Genomic DNA, 18989 nt, shown 5'->3' with positions numbered 1-18989 from the left:
GTGCGGGTTGGCTGCGTCGGCTGTCGATAGAGACGATCACCGGTAGAGTCGACTGTCAGTCGACTGCTCTCCGATCAGACCAAGGAAAAGTCCCGCGCTCCGCGCGCAAGTCGACTGGCAGTCGACTCTACCAACAGCCCACTCTACCCAGCCATCGTTTCGCGCCGCCGAGGCTCGCGCTTACTCCAGCTCGTGCTGGTGGCGCGCGGCCAGCAGCAGCAGATCGTTGGCGCGGCGGCAGCCCAACGACTCCATCATGCGTGCGCGATGGGTCTCCACCGTCTTGACGCTGATGCCGAGGTCGGCGGCGATTTCCTTGTTGCTCTCACCCTTGCCGATGCGGCGCAGGATCTCGCGCTGGCGCGGCGACAGCGCGGCGATGCCGGTGGGCTTCTCGCGGCCCAGCATCGGTGCCAGCATCTTGGCGGAGATCTGCGGGCTCAGGAACACCTGGCCGGCGTGCGCGGCGCGCAGCGCCAGTTCCAACTCCTGCGGTGCTGCATCCTTGACCACGAACCCGACCGCGCCCCGATCCAGCGCATCGCGCACGTGAGCGGCATCGTCGTGCATGGTCATCATCACCACCCGGGTACCGGGCGCGCGCAGGCGGATGTCGCTGAGTGCTTCCAGGCCGGTGCGGCCCGGCAGCGAGAGGTCCATCAGCACCACATCCGGTGCGTGCTGCAGGGCCAGCTGCAGTGCCTGCTCGGCGTTGCTGGCCTCGGCAACAAGCTGCACGTCGGCAAACCCCTGCAGCAGCCGCGCCAGGCCGGCGCGGACGAGGGTGTGATCGTCGACGATGAGAACTCGCACAGGCACGCAACAGATCCGTGTAGGGGAGTCCACCTTAACTTAGCTGAACGGGCGCGCCAAGGCTTGCCCGCAAAGCGTGATGGTGGCAGGTTTCAGCGGGCGCGGCGCGCCTCGGCCACCTGGCGGCGGTGCAGGCGGAACAAGTGCCGCTCCATTGCCATCTCAAGGCCATCGCCAAGACGCTGGAAACGCAGCCACAGGTAGTGACCGCCGCCACCGTCCGCCGCTTCGGCGATCACTTCCACCGGCAGGTCGATATGGTCGGGCAGCCAATCGCTGGGCTGCAGGCGCACCACGCCGGCCTGGCCGGGGCTGGCGCCACTGCGTGGGCCCAGCTGCAGGCGGATGCCGCGGCGCGACCAGCGCACGGGGCGCAGGGTCAGTTCCTGGCCCTGCTGGCGTACCAGCCGGCCGAGCAGCACCATCGCCAGATCCAGCTTGGCCTCCAGCCGCTGCAACTGCAGGCTGGCCTCGTTGCGGTCGTCATGTTCGTCAACGCGGCTGTCTTCAACCAGCGCCAGGCTGCGCAGCAGGCCTTCGGCGCTGCTGGTGCGACCGGCCGCGCTGCCTGCCTGGAACTCGGCCGGCAGGGCCAGCTCGCAGCTGAGCGTCTCGTCGAACAGCTCGCTTTCGGCCGGATGATGCAGCGACGTGGTCGGCAATTGGGTCATGCCAGCGATTCTGCCTGCAGGTAGGCATGCGCTGCGCGAAGGGAACGCTGGCCGTCATTCATCAGTGCTGCCACCGCATCACGGCGCTGGCGCAGCAGGCCCAGCAGATTCTGCTGGCGATCGAACAGCGCAGCCAGCGGTGCGTGGTCGGTGGCGGCCAGCGGCTGGCTGAGCAGTGCATGCAGCGTGCTGTCGTGGCCGTCGAGCAGGCTGTCGGCCTGGTCGAGGGACTCTTCGCCCAAGGCCTTCTCGAAGGCATCCAGCTGGGCGTGCAGTTCGTGCAGGCTCATGGCGCCACCGCCGCCGGCCGGCGCTGCTCGTGCGGGATCGCGTTCCAGGCGCTGTCGATCTCGCCCAGCAACTGCAGCGATTCATCCAGCGCGGCACGGTCGTTGTGCAGGTTGGCCTCGGTCAGGCGCTGCAACACGTAGTCGTACAGTGCCGACAGATTGCCGGCGATCTCGCCGCCGGCTTCGTGATCCAGCGAGCCGTTGAGGTGGCCGACAATCGCGCAGACTTCGCCGATCGCCTTGCCCTTTCCGGCCTGGTCGCCACGCTCAAGACTGGCCTGGGCACGGCGTACGCGCTCCAGCGCGCCCGCCAGCAGCATCGCCACCAGCTTGTGCGGATCGGCGTCGGCAACCGCACTGGTCACTCCTACCTGGCGGTACTGCTCGGCATATTGACGGCTGGAACCGTACATTCGTGATTCTCCTTGCGCTGGGTGCCGTCGGGTGGTCGTGGGGACCGTGGCCGGCGGTGCGGCGTTGATTGCTGTTGCGTCCGTTATCGGTGCGAACCACGCCAAACTTGAGCGTTGCACGCCGTCCTTTAGCGGTTCAGCTGTGCCAGCTGCTGCTGCAGTGCGGTGTTGCTCTGCTGCAGCTTGCCCATCAGGCTGTCGAGCGCCAGGAACTGCTTCTTGTAGCGCTCCTCGACGTTCTTCATGCGCGTGTCGAGGTCCTTGCGGCGCTTGTCGATGTTGTCCAGCGTGGTGTTCAGGCCCTTGGTGCGGGCGACGAACGCCCCTTCCTTGCCGACCGTGGTGCTGACATAGCCGTCGACCATGGTGTACAGGGTGCCAGCACCGCCGGTGTCGCCGGTGATGGCCGAGCGGATCTTCTCAGGCTGGCTGGCCAGTGCGGCGGCAAACTTGGTGGTATCGAGAACGAGGCTGCCGTCGGCGTTGGGATAACCGCGGGTCTGCAGGCCCAGCACCTTCGGATCCAGGCCGTCGGCCGAGAGCTCCTTCAGCACGCCGGACATCATCGAGCGCAGCTGGCTGGAAGCACCCCGCATCTGCGCGTCGCCGGTCAGTGTGGCCGCTTCCTTGGTCTTGGCGTCGTACTTGGTTTCGGTGTTGATCGCCGCGATCGCCGCGTTGTAGGCGGTCACGAATTCCTGCATGACCTTGGTCGCGGCGGCCGTGTCGGTGCTGATCACCACGGTACTCTTGCCGGGAACCTTCAGGTTCAGGGTCAGGCCCGGTACCGCATCGGTCACCGTATTGCTGGCACTGACCACTTTGACGCCGTCGATGGTCAGTTCGGCGTCCGCAGCGGCCGTGTTTTCTTTCAGGCTGCCTACCAGTGCACCCAGCTTGGGGTCGCTGCCGGCATACTCCAGCTTGATCGCGTTGGCGGCACCGGTCTTTTCCTGGGCGATCGACAGATACTGGTTGTCGCCCGAGCTGATAAGCGTGGCCTGCACGCCTTCCTTGCGCCCGGCGGCATCGATCTTGTTGCGGATGGTGGTCAGCGTGTCGCCGTCCTCCACCGTCACGTTCATGGTCTTGGCCTTGTCGCCCACGCCAACGGTCAGCGTCAAGGTTCCGGCACCGAAGGTGTCGGTCTTGGGCACCGAGGTATCGGCGATCAGCTTGTGTGCCGTGGCGAGGGATTTCACCTCCACCTGGTGCGTGCCGTTGGAGGCCGCTGCCTTGGTCGTGCCCACGTCGTACAACGCGACCGACGCCGTCAGCACATCATCTGCATTGTTCGGACCGGCCTTGCCGGTGGCGGTGACGGTGCGGGTATCGAAGGCCGTCGTGGCCTTGAGGGCCGTCAGCGCGGTCTTCAGCTTGTCGAAGGCCGCCGTAACGGTGCCGATCGACGACAGCTGCATCTTGGCCTTGGACTGCTGCAGGTTCAGCGCATTGTCGGCGGGCTTGCGGTCAGCTGCGACCAGCTGGTTGACGATGCTGGAAATGTCCAGCCCCGAGCCAATGCCACCGTATCCAAAGTCTGCCACGTCGTTTCTCCTGGTATCCGGGCCTGGCCGTCGTGCGGCGGCCCGTCGTCAACGAAAATAGCGGCCTGCGCCGCTGGGTCTTGAGGACTTCGTTGATGCATGCGCCGTGCCAATGGTCTGGCGCAGGTTCTGGCACGCAGATTGCAGGAGGGTTGGGGCAGGGTGCGGGGACATTCACCGCAGGCTGCCGGGGGTCTGCAAAAAGCCCTCCCCCAATGCAGGGGAGGGATCAGGCTACTGACAATCGGGGGGAGACGAAGCCGCCCGGTACGTACAGTCAAAGGTACAGCGCTGAAAGAGAGGTCCGCAGGAGCGGGCGATGCCGAGCCGGTTCGGGAGGTTTCCCGGGCCGGGCATGGCCCGCGCCTTCGAGCACCATGGCTTCCAGGTTGCCGCTACCGTCGATTCACTTCGACGGTAGCGGCGCCTTCTTGCCGTGGATCAGCGCAGCAGGCTGAGCACGCCCTGCGGCACCTGGTTGGCCTGGGCCAGCATGGCCGTGCCGGCCTGCTGCAGGATCTGGGTGCGGGTCAGCTCGGCGGTTTCCTTGGCGAAGTCGGTGTCCTTGATGCGGCTGCGCGAGGAGGACAGGTTTTCCGACGAGGTCTGCAGGTTGGCCACGACCGAGGTGAAGCGGTTCTGGATCGCACCGAGGTCGGCGCGGGTGCTGTTGATCGCACCCAGGGCCTTGTCGACCACTTCCAGGGCCTGCTGCGCGCCGAGCACGGTGCTCACGTCCAGCTTCTGCACGTTGGCCGAAGTGTCAGCACCGGCGGTGTAGGCACCGGCGGCGGCCGCAGTGCCCCAGGTCTTGGCAGTGGCGTCGTAGTCGCTGCGCATCAGGGCGATGTCGGCAGTGGCAACGGCCTTGCCTTCCTTCACCGAGCTCAGCTTCAGCGTGCCGTCGGCGTTGGCTTCGGCGTAGATGCCGGCCTCGCCGATCTTGGCGTTGATGGCGGTTGCTACGGCCTTGGACGCGTCGGCGGTGGTGGCACCGGCCTTGACTTCGACGGTACCGATGTCCACGCCCATCACCGTGCCCGAGAAGCGCGCACCGTCGGTGCTGGCGGTGAGGGCAGCGGTCGCGCCGGTGGCGAAGGTCGAGGTGCCCAGCGAGCCGGCCTTGGCATCGATGGTCTTGTCGATGGCGATGGACTGACCGGCGTTTGCACCAACCTGGAACAGCTGGCTGGAGAACGAGCCGTCCAGCAGCTTGGTGCCGTTGAAGTCCGACTGCTTGGCGACGCGGTCGATTTCCGAGACCAGCTGGGTCACTTCGGCCTGCAGTGCCTTGCGGTCGCTGGCCGAGTTGGTGGCGTTGGAGGCCTGCACCGACAGCTCGCGGACGCGCTGCAGGTTGTTGCCGATTTCAGTCAGCGAACCTTCGGCGACCTGGGCCAGCGAGATGCCGTCGTTGGCGTTGCGGATGGCGACGTCGGTACCGCGGATCTGGGTGCCGAAGCGCTCGGAGATCGCCAGGCCGGCGGCGTCGTCCTTGGCGCTGTTGATGCGCGAACCGGAGGACAGGCGCTGGATGGTGGTGGCCAACGAGCTGCCGCTGGTGCTCAGGTTGCGCTGAGCATTCAGCGACATCGTGTTGGTGTTGATGACTTGTGCCATGGTGCTTTTCCTTTGGCGAAGGTGGGACGTGTTTCAGGAGCCGGGCGCCGCTTCATGCGGCGCCCGGAGGTCGAGCAGAGCGCGGATCAGCGCAGCAGGCTGAGCACGCCCTGCGGCACCTGGTTGGCCTGGGCCAGCATGGCCGTACCGGCCTGCTGCAGGATCTGGGTGCGGGTCAGCTCGGCGGTTTCCTTGGCGAAGTCGGTGTCCTTGATGCGGCTGCGCGACGAGGACAGGTTTTCCGACGAGGTCTGCAGGTTGGCCACGACCGAGGTGAAGCGGTTCTGGATCGCGCCGAGGTCGGCGCGGGTGCTGTTGATCGCACCCAGGGCCTTGTCGACGATTTCCATTGCCTGCTGGGCGCCCTTCACGGTGCTCACGTCCAGGTTGCTGGCGTACTTGGCGGCCGGCGCCGCAGCATCGGCAGTGGCCGTGAAGGTCGCCTGCGTGTTGCCTGCCCAGGTGCCGGGGGTCGCGGTGATCGCCTTGAACGAGCCATCAGCGTTGGCGCTGTCCTTGACCGAGGTCAGGGTGACGCCGGCGGTGCCGTTCACTTCGGCGTAGACACCGGTCTCGCCGATCTTGGCGTTGATCGCGGTCACCAGCGCTTCACGCGAGGCCTTGCCGGTGGCAGCGGCGTCGGCGCCCTGCTTGACCGAGACGTCAGCGATGGCCACGCCATTGATGGACAGGCCGGTGATGCTGAAGTCAGCGTTGGTGCCCGGATCGGCCAGGGCCAGCGCGTTGGTGTCGAAGCGGGCACCACCCAGGGCGTTGGCCTTGGCGTCGATGGTCTTGTCGATGGCGATGGCCTGGCCGGCGTTGGCGCCCACCTGGAACAGCTGGCTCGAGAACGAACCGTCCAGCAGCTTGGTGCCGTTGAAGTCCGACTGCTTGGCGACGCGGTCGATTTCCGAGACCAGCTGGGTCACTTCGGCCTGCAGCGCCTTGCGGTCACTGGCCGAGTTGGTGGCGTTGGAGGCCTGCACCGACAGCTCGCGGACGCGCTGCAGGTTGTTGCCGATCTCGGTCAGCGAGCCTTCGGCGACCTGGGCCAGCGAGATACCGTCGTTGGCGTTGCGGATGGCGACGTCGGTACCGCGGATCTGGGTGCCGAAGCGCTCGGAGATCGCCAGGCCGGCGGCGTCGTCCTTGGCGCTGTTGATGCGCGAACCGGAGGACAGGCGCTGGATGGTGGTGGCCAGCGAGCTGCCGCTGGTGCTCAGGTTACGCTGAGCATTCAACGACATCGTATTGGTGTTGATGACTTGTGCCATGAGGAGAGGTCCTTGAGCGGTTGCACGTGAGTTGGGTTAGACGCCCCCGACGTGCCCCGGGGGCGGCTCATGTCAGCGCTGCAACAGGCTGAGCACGTTCTGCGGTACCTGGTTGGCCTGGGCCAGCATGGCCGTACCGGCCTGCTGCAGGATCTGGGTGCGGGTCAGCTCGGCGGTTTCCTTGGCGAAGTCGGTATCGCGGATGCGGCTGCGCGAGGCCGACAGGTTCTCCGAGGAGGTCTGCAGGTTGGCCACCACCGAGGTGAAGCGGTTCTGGATGGCGCCGAGGTCGGCGCGGACGCTGTTGACCGACTCCAGGGCCTTGTCGACGATCGACATCGCCTTCTGCGCGCCCTCGGCGGTGGTGACGTTCAGGTCCTTGACGAAGCTGACCGCTGCACCGGTCAGGGTGCCGCCGTTGGTGCTGTTCTCGGTCAGGCCCAGGCCGGCGATGGTCGCGGCGGTGACGCCGGCCGGCGGGGTTGCTGCGCTGACGCCCAGGGCGAAGGTCTGGCCATCCTTGACCGACGCCAGGCTGATGACGCCGGCATTGACCGAGGCCACCACGCCGGTTTCACCCAGCTTGTTGTTGATCGCCGCAGCGGTGGCCGAGGTGATCGACTCGCCGGCCTTCACGGTGAAGTCGCTGATGGTGACCGTGGTGGCGGTGCCACCCGGCGGGGTGACCGAGACCTGCAGGCCGGAGTAGGTGGTGTCGGCCGTGGCCTTGTCCACCGCCAGCGCGGTGCCGGTGTAGCCGTTGGCGAAGGTGGCAGCCCCCAGCGAATCGGCCTTGGCGTTGACCACGCTGTTGATGGCAATGGCCTGGCCGGCGTTGGCGCCCACCTGGAACAGCTGGCTGGTGAAGCTGCCGTCCAGCAGCTTGGTACCGTTGAAGTCGGCCTGCTTGGCCACACGATCGATTTCCGAGACCAGCTGGGTCACTTCGGCCTGCAGGGCCTTGCGGTCGCTGGCCGAGTTGGTGGCGTTGGAGGCCTGCACACCCAGTTCGCGGATGCGCTGCAGGTTGTTGCCGACTTCGTTCAGCGAACCCTCGGCGACCTGGGCCAGCGAGATGCCGTCGTTGGCGTTGCGGATGGCCACGTCCAGACCGCGGATCTGGGTGGTGAAGCGCTCGCTGATGGCCAGGCCGGCCGCGTCGTCCTTCGCGCTGTTGATGCGCAGGCCGGACGAGAGGCGCTGGATGGTGGTAGCGAGCGAGCTGCCGCTGGTGCTCAGGTTGCGCTGAGCGTTGAGCGACATCGTATTGGTGTTGATTACCTGTGCCATGGGGTCGTCTCCTCTTATATGGAACCCGTTGGTGAATGAAGCGAAGCGCCGCCTGTTTTTTTGTGTGGCTGTGTGCTTCGCCGTTGCCAAATGAATAACGGCGCTTTGTCAACAACCTTTAGCCGTGAATTCCGTTGAAGTCGTAATTCGTTGCCGGAGGCTGTTTTTCCGGGGTTTTTCAACCCTGGAGGGGCATGAAGGCGCACCCGGAAGGGGCGGTTGGGCAGGCCCAACCAGCGCTGATGAAGGTATCGGCGGGGTGGGGCCGGGCTTGATGGGCAATCACGAAAAATCCGCCGAGCGCTGTCTGGAATGCTTCGCGGCGACGGGCCACGGAAACGAGAAAGGCCGCGATGCAAGCATCGCGGCCTTTCGGGGCTGAGGCGGGGGCGCTGTCAGCCGATCTTGTTGAACAGCGACATCGACTGCATCTGCGAGAAGATCGTCTGTGCCGCCTGCAGCGCGGTGCTCTGCAACTGGTACTGGCTCAGCGCATCGGCGTAGTCCAGGTCGCGCATCTGCGACAGCGTGGTTTTCAGCGTCACGCTGTTGGCTTCGCGCATGTCGGCGGCGTTGTCCAGTGCCTTCAGCTGCGCGCCACCGGCCGCACGCGAATCGATCATCCGCTCCGACGCGCGCGCCACGTCACGCAATGCACTCTGCAGTTCGTTCTGCTGGGCGCTCATCTTCGCGGTGGTGCCGGTGTCGGCATCCAGTGCGGCGATCAGCTTGTCCATGGTGTCAAAGATGTCGCGGCTGCTCGCCGGCTTCACGTTGAAGCTGTCGCCCGCTGCCGGCGCGCCGGTAATCTGCAGCCGCACGCCGTTCACTTCCACGTTGTCACCTGCCTTGAAGGTGCCCGTGCCGGTCACGTTGCCGGCGCCATCCAGCACCTCGTACTGGTCGGCAGCGGTGAAGCGGATGCTGACGGACTGCCCGTTCCAGCTGTCGCTGCCATCGCGGGTGATGTTGGTCAGCACGCCGTTACCGGTGTTGCCCGCTGCGGCACCGCCATCGACGAAGCCATCGCCGGTGGGGATGCGCATGAAGATCTCGCTGCCGGGCAGGGCATCGCGCACGTAGGTATCGGGGCCGACCTCGATCTGGCGCTGGGTCTGGTCACCGCGGTAGACCACCTTGCCATTGATCCTGGCAAACGGCGGATCGCCGTCGTTGGTGCCGCCGAATACATAGCGACCCGTGCCGTCCTCGGCGTTGGCCAGCGACAGCAGGCCGTCGCGGATCTGGTTCAGTTCGGTGATCAGCGTCTTCTTGTCGGACGCGCTCAGGGCGGGGTTGCTGGCCTGGATGGTCAGGTCGTTGACGCGCCCCATCAGATCATTGACCTGGGCCAGGGTGTTTTCCTGCACGCCCAGCCGGTTCTGCACGTTGCCGGCGTTGAGCTTCATCCGTTCCAGTGCGGCCAGGCTGCGGTCCAGTCCGACCGCTGCGCCGGCCCCGACCGGATCGTCCTTTGCGGAGACGATCTTGCTGCCGGTGGCGATCTGCTGCTCCAGGTGGCTGAGCTTGGCCTGCTTGGCCATCATCAGCGACACCGACTGGTTGTACATCATGCTGGTGGAGATGCGGCTGCTCATCGGCGGACGGCTCCCAGGATGGTCTGGAACATGCTGTCGGCGGTGGAGATCAGCTGCGAGGCGGCCTGGTAGGCCTGCTGCAGGCGCAGCATGTCGGCCGCTTCCTCGTCCAGGTTGACGCCGGACACTTCATCGCGCGCTTCCTGCGCCTTGTCGTTGATCACCAGTTGCGCTTCCAGCGAGTACTCGGCCGAACGGGCCGCAGCACCCACCTGGGTGGTGAGGCCACCCAGCGCGCCGTTCAGCGTCACCGTGCCGGCATTGAAGGCCTTGGCGCTCTCGACCTTGGCCAGCCTGGAGGCGTTGCTGTTGTCGGAGGAGCCGGCCGGCGTCGGGGTGATGTTGAAGGTGTCGCCGACCTTCGGCGCACCGTCCAGCACGAAGCTCCAGCCATTGGCGCTGATGGTCTGGCCGGGCGTGTAGGTCTGCGGCGGGCCACCATCGATGGTGTAGGTGGTGGCCGAGGTGAACACGATCGCGGCCGGATTGCGCAGGTTGGCGTTGCTCGAATCGGTCACGGTCACGCCACTCAGCTTGCCGGTGCCCGTGTTGGCCGTCGCGGCGGCGCCCTTTACCGCGGCAGCGGCTGCAATCCGGGACGGATCGGTGATGGCGATCTCCATGCTGCCGGCGACGCCTGCGGTGGGCTGCAGCAGGAATCGGTCGTTGGCAGCGGGGGTGCCGCCCACGACCAGCGTGACGCCGTTGATCACCAGCGGATCGGCGGCGGTGCCGGTGCCGGCCAGCGGAACGCTGGCGCCGGTGTCGGCCCGGCTGGCCTTCCAGTTGCTGCCATCGAACTGCAGCACCACGTTCTGCGCGTCCAGCTTGCCCAGGTCGCCATAGGTGGCGCTGAGGCTGGCGGTGCCGGTGTTGGCGTTGTTGGCGGTGACGCGCGGGTTGCCGATGTTGAAGAAGTCGCCCCCGAGCTGGCCATACATGTCCACGCCCTGGTGATGGGCCTGGTTGAAGGTCTCGGCCAGGCCGACAGCCAACTTGCCCAGTTCGGCCTGGGCCGGGGTCAGCACGGTGTCGCGGAACTCCATCAGGCCGCCGATCTGGCCGCCTACTGCCTTCGGGTCGAGGCGGATGGTGTTGCCCTGCGTTTCCAGGGCCAGCTGCAGGCGCTCGGGCTGGTACGGGTCGGCCACGGTGGTGACCTTGGTCGCGGTGGTGCCCACCACCAGCGCGTTGCCGCCGGCGGTGTAGACATTCATGATGCCGCCGTCCTGGATCACCGCGGTGCCGCCGGTGTAGCCGATCAGCTGGGTGATCAGCTGGTCGCGCCGATCGAGCAGGTCGGGCGCGGCGGTGGCGATGTTGGTGCCGATCGCACCGTTGATCTGCGCGATCTCCTGCGCCAGGCGGTTGACCTCGGTGGCACCGGCCAGCAGGCCGTTGTTGACCTCGCTGTTGAGGTTGTTCAGGTGGGTGTTGAGCTGCACAAAGCGGTTGGCCAGGGCCTTGCCGCCATCGAGCATGTTCTGGCGATCGGCCGTGCCGGAGGCATTGGAGGACAGGCCACTGACCGAGTCGAAGAAGTTCGACCACACACCAGAGACATTCGTGGCCGCATCAGAGAACAGCGCGTTGACCCGGTCGGCCATTCCCGAAAGCTGTTTCAGGCGCGCCAGTTCACCGCTGCTGTCGAGCAGGCGCGAGATGGCCAGCTGGTCGGCGGTGCGGCGGATGTCGGTGATGCGGGTACCGTTGCCGACCGTGCCGTAGCCATAGTTCTGCGGATCGGCGGTGGCGAAGTTGACCTTCTGCCGGCTGTAGCCGGGCGTATTGAGGTTGGCCACGTTGTGGCTGGTGGTCGCCAACGCACGCTGGAAGGCGAGCAGGGCACCGGTACCGGTGGAAAGTACGCTGGACATGGGATTCCTCAACGACGGGTGATACCCAGCGCCGCGGTCGCGGTGCTGGCGAAGGTCTGGCCAAGGCGCGAGCCGGCGTCTGCCACGGCGGCGACGGCGCGCTCGATGGTCGGGCCGCCGGCGATCGCGGCGATCTTGGCCGCGTAGCGCGGATCGGTGGCATAGCCGGCGCGCTGCAGGCCACGGGCGAAGCCCTGCACGTCGGTGCCGGCCTGCAGGGCCTGCTGGTAGCGCGGGCTGGTCTTCAGCAGGCGCACGTAGTCGGCAAAGCTCTCGGCCGGCGAACTGTAGGCGCGGAAGCTGGCGGTCTCGTTGCGGCGCACGCCATCGACATATTCATGGGTGCCGGCTACGGCGCGCTGGCCGCTCCAGCCATTGGCCTTGATGCCGAACAGGTTGTGCGAAGTGCTGCCGTCGGCGTGCTTGATGTGGCGCTTGCCCCAGCCGGTTTCCAGCGCGGCCTGGGCGACCAGGGCGCGGGCATCCACGCCCAGTTCCTTGGCCGCACGCTGCGCGTGCTGCCAGATGCTGGCGACGAAGCCTTCCGGGGTGTGCTCGCCGAGCTGGGCGACAGCGGTGCGGGTCGCCATCGCATCGGCCGGGCTGATCGCGGTGCCGCGGTTGCTGGCGGTGGCCGACCACTGGTCGCTGTTGGCGGCCCAGTCCTCGCCCTGCAGGCTGCCGATGTACGGATCGTCGGTGCCCAGCGAGCGGTGCATGCTGCTGCTCTCGCGCCCGGCGATCAGGTCCAGGGCCTGCTCCATCGGCGCCACTGCCGCCTGCGCACCGTGCTGCGCACCGGCGGCCATCTGCTGCAGCAGGCGCACCGCCTGGCTGCCGTCTTCCAGTGGCAGCGACGGTGCCGGCCTGGCCGGTGCATTGAGCTGGTAAGCACGGCTGGCCTTGGCCGGATCCACGCGGGTATCCAGCGCCGGGCCATCGGCGGCCTGGCCGGACAGCTGCCGGCTGATCATGCTGGACAGGCCCAGGCCTTTGCCGCGGGTCATCGCCTCGGCAATCTTCTGGTCGTACATCTCGCGGAACATCTTGTTCTCGCCGGGAAACAGCGAGTCACCGAAGCTGGCGTCACGCATGCTCTTTACCAGCATCTGCGCGAACTGGCCTTCCAGCTGGCGCGCCACCTTGTCGATCCTTGCCGGATCGTTCTGTTGCGCCGGGTGCAGGTCGAATGCGGGATTGATGCGCATGTCAGATCACCTCGAGCTCGGCACTCAATGCGCCGGCCTGCTTCAGGGCTTCCAGGATCGCGATCAGGTCGCCCGGTGCCGCACCTACGGCGTTCACCGCATGCACGATCTCGTCCAGGGTGGTGCCGCCGCTGAACTTGAACATGCGGCTGCCGTCGTTGGTGGCGGTGATGGTGGACTGCGGGCTGGCCACGGTGCGGCCGCCGGACAGGGCATTGGGCTGGCTGACGTTGGTGTTTTCCTGGATGGTCACGGTCAGCGAACCGTGCGAGATCGCCGCGGGTCCCACGCGCACCTGCTGGCCGATGACCACGGTGCCGGTGCGCGAATTGACCACCACCTTGGCCGGGGCGCTGCCCGGGGTCAGTTCCAGGTTCTCGATGCGCGCCAGCAGGCCGACGCGTGCGCCGGGGTCGGTCGGCGCGGTGACCGCGACGGTCACGCCATCGATCGCGCGTGCCGCACCTTCGCCGAAGGCGTTGTTGAGCGCGGCGACCATGCGCGAGACCGTGGTGAAATCGTTGTTGTGCAGGTTCAAGGTGATGTCGCCGCCGTTGGCCAGCGGATCGGGCAGGGCACGCTCCACGGTGGCGCCGTTGGGAATACGGCCGACGCTGGGCACGTTCACCGAGACACGGGAACCATCCTTGCCCTGCGCACCGAAGCCACCCACGATCAGGTTGCCCTGGGCGATGGCGTAGATCTGCCCGTCGGCCCCGCGCAGCGGGGCCATCAGCAGCGAGCCGCCGCGCAGCGACACCGCGTTGCCGATCGAGGACACCGTGATGTCGATCGGCTGGCCGGGCTTGGCGAACGGCGGCAGCTCGGCATGGATCGCAACGGCGGCCACGTTCTTCAGCTGCGGGTTGACGTTCGGCGGCACGTTCACGCCCAGTTCGCCGAGCAGGTTCTTCAGGCTCTGCACGGTAAAGGGCGCCTGGCTGGTGCGGTCGCCGCTGCCATCCAGGCCGACCACCAGGCCGTAGCCAACCAGTGCGTTGCCACGCACGCCGCCGACCTGTGCCAGGTCCTTGATGCGCTCGGCGCTGGCCGGGGCTGCCACGACCATCAGCATCAGCGCGACGAACGACGCCACGCGGCGCTGCCAGGAAGAAGAGGGGAGGAGTTTCATGGCCATACTCAGAACGGCGTCAGGCCGGAATTGAAGAAGCGGCTCAGCCAGCCCATCGCGTTGGACTGCGCGACCGGTCCGCGGCCGCCGTAGACGATGCGGGCCTCGGCTACGCGGCTGGAGGGAATGGTGTTGTCCTGGCTGATGTCGCCAGGGCGCACGATGCCCTGCACCTGCACCAGTTCATCGCCCTGGTTGAGCCGCAGGTTCTTCTGCCCCTGCACCACCAGGTTGCCGTTGGGCAGGCGCTGGATCACGGTGACCGTAACGCTGCCCTGCAGGCGGTTGCTCTGCGCGCTGTTGCCCTTGCCGGTGAAATCACGCTTGCCTTCCGCACTAGCGCTGAGGATGTCCTTGCCGCCCAGGGTGACCGGCGCGCCAAAGATGCTCGGGCTGCCCAGGCTCAGGTTGGACTCCTTGTTGGTGGCGGTGTTTGCACTGGTCTGCGCGGTGGTGCTTTCCAGCAGGGTGATGGTCAGCAGGTCGCCGACATCGCGTGCGCGGCGGTCTGAATACAGCTGCAGGGTCGGGCCGGCGGCATAGATCGCCCCGGCGGTGGGCGCGGCCTGCGGCGGCATGATCGGCTGGATCGGCGCCATCGCCGGGTAGGGGCGCACGTCGCCCGCGATCACGCAGCCACCGAGCAGGGCGGCCACGGTGCAGGCGAGGGCAGTGCGGGCGAAGTTGGAAATGGGCGACATGGCGGTTTCCCGGTTGGGCCGGTCAGATCTTGTTGTTGAGATAGCCGAGCATCGAGTCGGTGGTGGAGATCGCCTTGGCATTCATTTCGTAGGCGCGCTGGGTTTCGATCATCGACACCAGCTCTTCCACCACATTGACGTTGCTGCCTTCCAGCGCCCCCTGCACCACGGTGCCGAGGCCGTTCAGGCCGGGATTACCGTTCTGGGCCGGGCCCGAGGCCGTGGTTTCCAGGAACAGGTTCTCGCCGCGCGCCTGCAGGCCGGCCGGATTGACGAAGTCGGTCAGGGTCAGCGCACCGACTTCCACCGACGCGGCGTTGTCGGCCATCTTCACGCTGATGGTGCCGTCGCTGCCGATGGTGACCGACTGCGCGCCCTCGGGAATCTGGATGCCCGGCTGCACCGGGTAGCCGCTGTTGGTGACCAGCTCGCTGTCCTGGTTGATCTTGAACGAGCCATCACGGGTGTAGGCCGAGCTGCCGTCGGGCATCTGCACTTCGAAGAAGCCGCGGCCGTTGACCATCACATCCAGGGCGCGACCGGTCTGCTGCTGGCTACCCTGTTCGAAGTTCTTGGCGGTTGCTACCACGCGCACGCCGGTGCCCAGCTGCAGGCCGGTCGGCAGCTGCGTCTGCGCCGACGAAGAGCCGCCGGGCTGGCGCACCTGCTGGTACAGCAGGTCTTCAAAACTGGCACGGTCCTGCTTGAAGCCGGTGGTGTTGGTGTTGGCGAGGTTGTTGGAAACCACCGACATGCGCATCTGCTGCGCATCCAGTCCGGTTTTCGCGATCCACAATGCCTGGTTCATCTTCGATGTCCTGTCTGGTGAAACCGGCCGCGTGGTGCGGCCCTTGTATGCGGGTGTGCAAGCGGTGTGCCAGCGCCGGCATCCGCCGGCGCCGGAATTCCGTCAACTGCCCAGGCGCAGCATGCTGTTGGCGCTGCGCGCGTTTTCGTCGCCGTGTTTGATCACCTGCACCTGCATTTCGTACTGGCGCTGCAGCTGGATCATCTGCACCAGTGCCCCGGCCGCATCGACGTTGCTGCCTTCCAGCTGGCCGCTGTGCACTGCGGTGCCCTGTGCCGGTGCGAACGGCTGTTGCGGGTCGGTATTGCGGAACAGGCCATCCAGGCCGCGCTCGAGGCGCTCGTCCGGTGCCTGCACCACCTTGATCCGGCCGATCTGCGCCATGGTCTGCGGGCCTTCACCCTGCGGGATGATCGAGATCGTGCCGTCGGCACCGATCTCCATCGCCTGGTAGGGCGGAATGGCGATCGGGTTGTTGTTGTCATCCAGTACCGTGCGGCCGCCGGAGGTCACCAGCTGGCCATTGGGGGTGACCGACAAGGCCGCGCCGCGCGTATACGCCTCGCTGCCATCGCTGGCCTGCACCGCCAGCCAGGTGCCGCTCTGCAGCGCCAGGTCCAGCGGTTTGCCGGTGATGTGCTGCGCGCCGGGCGTGCGGTTGAAGCCAGCGTCGACGTGCAGCGCATCCACCCGCGAGGCAAAGCCGGGGCCGCGGATCGGGAAGGCTTCGGTGTTGGCCAGCGCTTCCTTGAAGCCGGGGGTGTCCGAGTTGGCGAGATTGTGGCTGAGCGTTCCCTGCGCCTGCAGGGAGGCGCGGGCACCGGTCATCGCCACGTAAAGGGCTTTATCCATGCGGGGAGTTCCGTGACAGGGTCAGCGGGTCATCAACGGATGTTGATGACCGTCTGGGTGATCTGGTCCTGGGTGGTGATCATCTGTGCGTTGGCCTGGAAGTTGCGCTGCGCGGTGATCATGTTGACCAGCTGCTCGGTGAGGTCGACGGTGGACGCTTCCAGCGAACCTGCCTGGATCTTGCCGAGGTTGGAGGTATCGGGCATGCCGGTGCGCGGCGTGCCCGACTCGAAGGTCTCGACCCACAGGTTGTTGCCCTTCGATTCCAGGCCCTGGGTGTTGTTGAAGGTGGTCAGTGCGACCTGGCCCAGCGGCTTGTCGTCGCCGTTGGAATAGCGGGCGTAGACCACGCCGGATTCGGACACGGTGATTTCATTGAGCTTGCCGGCGGCATAACCGTCCTGCTGGGTGTTGCGCAGCGCGAACTTCTCGCCGTACTGGGTCGAGCCGTTGATATCCAGCGTCATGTTCAGCTGGCCGGCGCCGGTGGTGGGGGTGAACGTGCCGAGGCCGACCTTGCCGTTGGCCGGGGCGGTCAGCTTGCCGCTGTTGTCGAAGGTGACCGCGGTCGGGGTGCCAGCGGGCTGGCCATCGACATAGTTGTGCACGGTCCATTCGTTGGGGTTGGCTCCCTTGACGAAGTACGAGACCTGGATGTGGCTCACGCCCAGCGAGTCGTACACGGTGATGCCGCCGCTGGAATGGTTGTAGCTGTTGGAATCGGCCGGGTCGAAGGTGGCCACCGTCGGCTGCTTGGCGTTGGCCGGCAGGGTGAAGCCGACCTTCACTTCGCTGGTCTGCTTCGGCGGGCTGTCGGTGGTCAGCAGCTGCAGGTCGACCAGGCGGCCGGCGTCGAAGTTGGTGCCATCGGCATTCGGTGCGAACACCTGCAGGCGCGCACCCTGCGGATTGACCACGTAGCCGGCCGAATCGGTCTGGAAGTTGCCGGCACGCGAATACACCCGCGAACCGTTCATGTTCATGGTGAAGAAGCCCTCACCGGAAATGGCCATGTCCAGGCTGCGCCCGGTCTGCTCGTTGTGGCCCTGGATGAACTGCTGGGCGACGTTGGAAACGCGCACACCCGAGCCGGTCTGGTTCTTCGACAGGCCATAGCTGGTGGAGGCGAACAGATCGGCGAACTCGGCGCGCGACTGCTTGAAGCCGGTGGTGTTGACGTTGGCGACGTTGTTGGCGGTGACGCTCAGGTCGGTGTTGGCGGCATTGATGCCGGACAGCGAGACATTGAAGCCCATGGGATGCTCCTGGTTGATGCGGGATGTGCGGCTCAGCTGACGCGGAGCACGTAGTCGATCGGGGCCGTGCCCAGGCCCTTGAGGTTCAGGTACAGGCCGTCGGAACCGACGGTCACGCTTTCCACCGGCGCCTGCACGTAGGTGGACAGCTTGGTGCTCTTGCCGGCGGTATCGACATGGTTGGCGACGATGGAGTACTTGCCCGGCTCCATGCGTTTGCCGTTGGCGTCCTTGCCGTCCCACTGGAAGGCGGTTTCGCCGGCGGCAGTGGCTTCCACGCTCAGCGAGGTGACCTTGGCGCCGTTGGCATCGGTGATGTCCACGGTGATGATGCCGGCCGACGGCGCGGCCACCGTGCCTTCGACGCTGCCCTCCTTCTCCAGTACCAGCTTTTCCGACGGCACCAGCACCTGGTGGCCGACCAGTGCCGCGCCACGCAGCACCTGGTCGCTGGCCATCGACTCCTGGAAGCCCTTCACCGTCTTGTTCAGATCGGTGATGCCCTGCACGGTGGACATCTGCGCCATCTGCGCGACCATCTGGGTGTTGTCCATCGGCTTCAGCGGGTCCTGGTGCTGCAGCTGCTCGGTCATCAGGCGCAGGAAATCGGCCTGGTCCAGCGTGTTCTTCTTCTTGGTGGCGTTGCTGTTCGGGGCGTTCAGACCAAGTGCGGTATAGACGTCCTGGTTGGTCTGGTTGTTGACGGCGGTGGTCATGGCGGTATCCGGTACTGCGGGCCTCAGCGGCCCATGGTCAGGGTGGCCAGGGCCAGTTCCTTGGCGGTGGTCAGCATCTCCACGCCGGCCTGGTAATTGCGCGAGGTCGAGATCAGGTTGACCATCTGCGCCACCGGGTCGACGTCGGGCTGGTAGATGTAGCCATCGCCATCGGCCAGCGGGTGGCCCGGCTCATAGCGCTTGATCGGCGCCGCATCGCTCTGGGTGATCTCCTTCACCTTCACCGAGGTGATGTTCGGATCGTTCTTGCTGGTGACAGCCTGGAAGATCGGTTCCAGCGGCTTGTACACGGCGTCGGCGGAACCGGCGACGGTGTCGGCGTTGGAGAGGTTGGAGGCGATGGTGCTCATGCGCACCGACTGCGCCTGCAGCGCGGAACCGGCGATATCGAAGATCGGCAGGTTGCTCATGGCTTATTGCCCCGTGATCGCGGTCAGCATGGAACGCACCTTGCTCTCGACGAAGCTGAGCGAGGCGCGGTACTCAAGCGCGGCGCGGCCATAGGCGGCACGCTCGGCATCGGGATCGACGGTGTTGCCGTCCAGGCTGGGTTGCACGCCTTCGCGCGCGATCTGGAACGGGTTCAGGCCGCTACTGATTTCGTAGTGCTGCTCATGGGTGGTGGCCATCAGGCCATTGGCATCCTGCCCCTGGGCATGGCGCAGCGCGGCGTCGAAGTCCAGGTCCTGGGCCTTGTAGCCGGGCGTATCGGCATTGCCGAGGTTGCTGGCGATCAGCTTCATCCGTTGTTCGCGCAACGGCATGGTCTGGGCGTGGACGCCCAGGTAGTCGGTAATCAGGTTGCGCACGGTGCACTCCCACGGGAACGTTGCCCGGGAAGCTGCAAGGGATGTGCCAAAGCACGCGCGACATCGCGTCCGCCGGGCATGGCCCGGCGC

General features: G+C 66.3%; 19 protein-coding genes. All 19 read right to left on the bottom strand.

Annotation, left to right across the window (positions count from 1 at the left end):
- Positions 1-180: 180 nt before the first annotated feature.
- The gene (locus tag ACTXG9_RS01980; RefSeq protein ID WP_005413261.1) at positions 181-813 is read right to left on the bottom strand and encodes a response regulator; all 633 of its coding nucleotides are present in this window, start codon (positions 811-813) and stop codon (positions 181-183) included.
- 92 nt (positions 814-905) lie between these two features.
- A complete protein-coding gene (locus ACTXG9_RS01975) occupies positions 906-1484 on the bottom strand; it encodes a PilZ domain-containing protein (protein ID WP_019659609.1) in 579 nt (192 codons plus the stop codon).
- Positions 1481-1774 carry a hypothetical protein gene (locus tag ACTXG9_RS01970; protein ID WP_021201752.1) on the bottom strand — a complete coding sequence of 98 codons (294 nt, stop codon included), beginning with the start codon at positions 1772-1774 and terminating at the stop codon, positions 1481-1483. Before ACTXG9_RS01970 ends, ACTXG9_RS01975 begins: the two co-directional genes overlap by 4 nt.
- Entirely contained in the window at positions 1771-2187 is a 417-nt protein-coding gene (gene fliS / locus ACTXG9_RS01965; RefSeq protein WP_019336597.1) for a flagellar export chaperone FliS, read from the bottom strand. Before fliS ends, ACTXG9_RS01970 begins: the two co-directional genes overlap by 4 nt.
- Before the next feature lie 128 nt (positions 2188-2315).
- Positions 2316-3734, bottom strand: coding sequence for a flagellar filament capping protein FliD (gene fliD, locus ACTXG9_RS01960; RefSeq protein ID WP_111098334.1), 1419 nt, complete (start codon positions 3732-3734; stop codon positions 2316-2318).
- 441 nt (positions 3735-4175) lie between these two features.
- On the bottom strand, positions 4176-5354 hold the full coding sequence (locus ACTXG9_RS01955) for a flagellin (RefSeq protein ID WP_057501107.1): 1179 nt from the start codon (positions 5352-5354) through the stop codon (positions 4176-4178).
- An 86-nt stretch (positions 5355-5440) separates the two neighbouring features.
- Positions 5441-6631, bottom strand: a complete 1191-nt coding sequence (locus ACTXG9_RS01950) for a flagellin (RefSeq protein WP_111098333.1) — start codon at positions 6629-6631, stop codon at positions 5441-5443.
- A 72-nt stretch (positions 6632-6703) separates the two neighbouring features.
- A complete protein-coding gene (locus ACTXG9_RS01945) occupies positions 6704-7921 on the bottom strand; it encodes a flagellin (protein ID WP_111098332.1) in 1218 nt (405 codons plus the stop codon).
- 395 nt (positions 7922-8316) lie between these two features.
- A complete protein-coding gene (flgL, locus tag ACTXG9_RS01940) occupies positions 8317-9519 on the bottom strand; it encodes a flagellar hook-associated protein FlgL (protein WP_111104201.1) in 1203 nt (400 codons plus the stop codon).
- On the bottom strand, positions 9516-11396 hold the full coding sequence (gene flgK, locus ACTXG9_RS01935; RefSeq protein ID WP_021201758.1) for a flagellar hook-associated protein FlgK: 1881 nt from the start codon (positions 11394-11396) through the stop codon (positions 9516-9518). Before flgK ends, flgL begins: the two co-directional genes overlap by 4 nt.
- Before the next feature lie 8 nt (positions 11397-11404).
- Positions 11405-12604: a flagellar assembly peptidoglycan hydrolase FlgJ gene (gene flgJ / locus ACTXG9_RS01930; RefSeq protein WP_111104199.1), complete on the bottom strand. Its 1200-nt coding sequence runs from the start codon at positions 12602-12604 to the stop codon at positions 11405-11407.
- Position 12605: 1 nt separating this feature from the next.
- Complete coding sequence (locus ACTXG9_RS01925) at positions 12606-13742, bottom strand: flagellar basal body P-ring protein FlgI (protein ID WP_019659617.1); 1137 nt, start codon at positions 13740-13742, stop codon at positions 12606-12608.
- 2 nt (positions 13743-13744) lie between these two features.
- Entirely contained in the window at positions 13745-14437 is a 693-nt protein-coding gene (flgH, locus tag ACTXG9_RS01920; protein ID WP_019659618.1) for a flagellar basal body L-ring protein FlgH, read from the bottom strand.
- A gap of 22 nt (positions 14438-14459) precedes the next feature.
- Positions 14460-15245: a flagellar basal-body rod protein FlgG gene (gene flgG / locus ACTXG9_RS01915; RefSeq protein ID WP_101765416.1), complete on the bottom strand. Its 786-nt coding sequence runs from the start codon at positions 15243-15245 to the stop codon at positions 14460-14462.
- Between the two features lie 102 nt (positions 15246-15347).
- On the bottom strand, positions 15348-16097 hold the full coding sequence (locus tag ACTXG9_RS01910) for a flagellar basal body rod protein FlgF (RefSeq protein ID WP_019659619.1): 750 nt from the start codon (positions 16095-16097) through the stop codon (positions 15348-15350).
- 32 nt (positions 16098-16129) lie between these two features.
- Positions 16130-17353 carry a flagellar hook protein FlgE gene (gene flgE, locus ACTXG9_RS01905; protein WP_019659620.1) on the bottom strand — a complete coding sequence of 408 codons (1224 nt, stop codon included), beginning with the start codon at positions 17351-17353 and terminating at the stop codon, positions 16130-16132.
- A 32-nt stretch (positions 17354-17385) separates the two neighbouring features.
- On the bottom strand, positions 17386-18069 hold the full coding sequence (locus tag ACTXG9_RS01900; RefSeq protein WP_019659621.1) for a flagellar hook assembly protein FlgD: 684 nt from the start codon (positions 18067-18069) through the stop codon (positions 17386-17388).
- Between the two features lie 23 nt (positions 18070-18092).
- Complete coding sequence (gene flgC, locus ACTXG9_RS01895) at positions 18093-18500, bottom strand: flagellar basal body rod protein FlgC (RefSeq protein ID WP_005409575.1); 408 nt, start codon at positions 18498-18500, stop codon at positions 18093-18095.
- Positions 18501-18503: 3 nt separating this feature from the next.
- Positions 18504-18899, bottom strand: a complete 396-nt coding sequence (flgB, locus tag ACTXG9_RS01890; protein ID WP_206621685.1) for a flagellar basal body rod protein FlgB — start codon at positions 18897-18899, stop codon at positions 18504-18506.
- Positions 18900-18989: the final 90 nt, after the last annotated feature.

This window comes from Stenotrophomonas maltophilia group sp. LNF247 (genome assembly GCF_054083135.1).
Note: the sequence above shows the minus strand (reverse complement) of the source record. Positions and strands in the feature narration are given on the sequence as shown.

Coding starts and splice junctions, on each gene's coding strand:
- ACTXG9_RS01975 (WP_019659609.1), bottom strand. CDS start 1,484: ATGACCCAATTGCCGACCACGTCGCTGCATCATCCGGCCGAAAGCGAG.
- ACTXG9_RS01970 (WP_021201752.1), bottom strand. CDS start 1,774: ATGAGCCTGCACGAACTGCACGCCCAGCTGGATGCCTTCGAGAAGGCC.
- fliS (WP_019336597.1), bottom strand. CDS start 2,187: ATGTACGGTTCCAGCCGTCAATATGCCGAGCAGTACCGCCAGGTAGGA.
- ACTXG9_RS01955 (WP_057501107.1), bottom strand. CDS start 5,354: ATGGCACAAGTCATCAACACCAACACGATGTCGCTGAATGCTCAGCGC.
- ACTXG9_RS01950 (WP_111098333.1), bottom strand. CDS start 6,631: ATGGCACAAGTCATCAACACCAATACGATGTCGTTGAATGCTCAGCGT.
- ACTXG9_RS01945 (WP_111098332.1), bottom strand. CDS start 7,921: ATGGCACAGGTAATCAACACCAATACGATGTCGCTCAACGCTCAGCGC.
- flgL (WP_111104201.1), bottom strand. CDS start 9,519: ATGAGCAGCCGCATCTCCACCAGCATGATGTACAACCAGTCGGTGTCG.
- flgK (WP_021201758.1), bottom strand. CDS start 11,396: ATGTCCAGCGTACTTTCCACCGGTACCGGTGCCCTGCTCGCCTTCCAG.
- flgJ (WP_111104199.1), bottom strand. CDS start 12,604: ATGCGCATCAATCCCGCATTCGACCTGCACCCGGCGCAACAGAACGAT.
- ACTXG9_RS01925 (WP_019659617.1), bottom strand. CDS start 13,742: ATGGCCATGAAACTCCTCCCCTCTTCTTCCTGGCAGCGCCGCGTGGCG.
- flgH (WP_019659618.1), bottom strand. CDS start 14,437: ATGTCGCCCATTTCCAACTTCGCCCGCACTGCCCTCGCCTGCACCGTG.
- flgG (WP_101765416.1), bottom strand. CDS start 15,245: ATGAACCAGGCATTGTGGATCGCGAAAACCGGACTGGATGCGCAGCAG.
- ACTXG9_RS01910 (WP_019659619.1), bottom strand. CDS start 16,097: ATGGATAAAGCCCTTTACGTGGCGATGACCGGTGCCCGCGCCTCCCTG.
- flgE (WP_019659620.1), bottom strand. CDS start 17,353: ATGGGCTTCAATGTCTCGCTGTCCGGCATCAATGCCGCCAACACCGAC.
- ACTXG9_RS01900 (WP_019659621.1), bottom strand. CDS start 18,069: ATGACCACCGCCGTCAACAACCAGACCAACCAGGACGTCTATACCGCA.
- flgC (WP_005409575.1), bottom strand. CDS start 18,500: ATGAGCAACCTGCCGATCTTCGATATCGCCGGTTCCGCGCTGCAGGCG.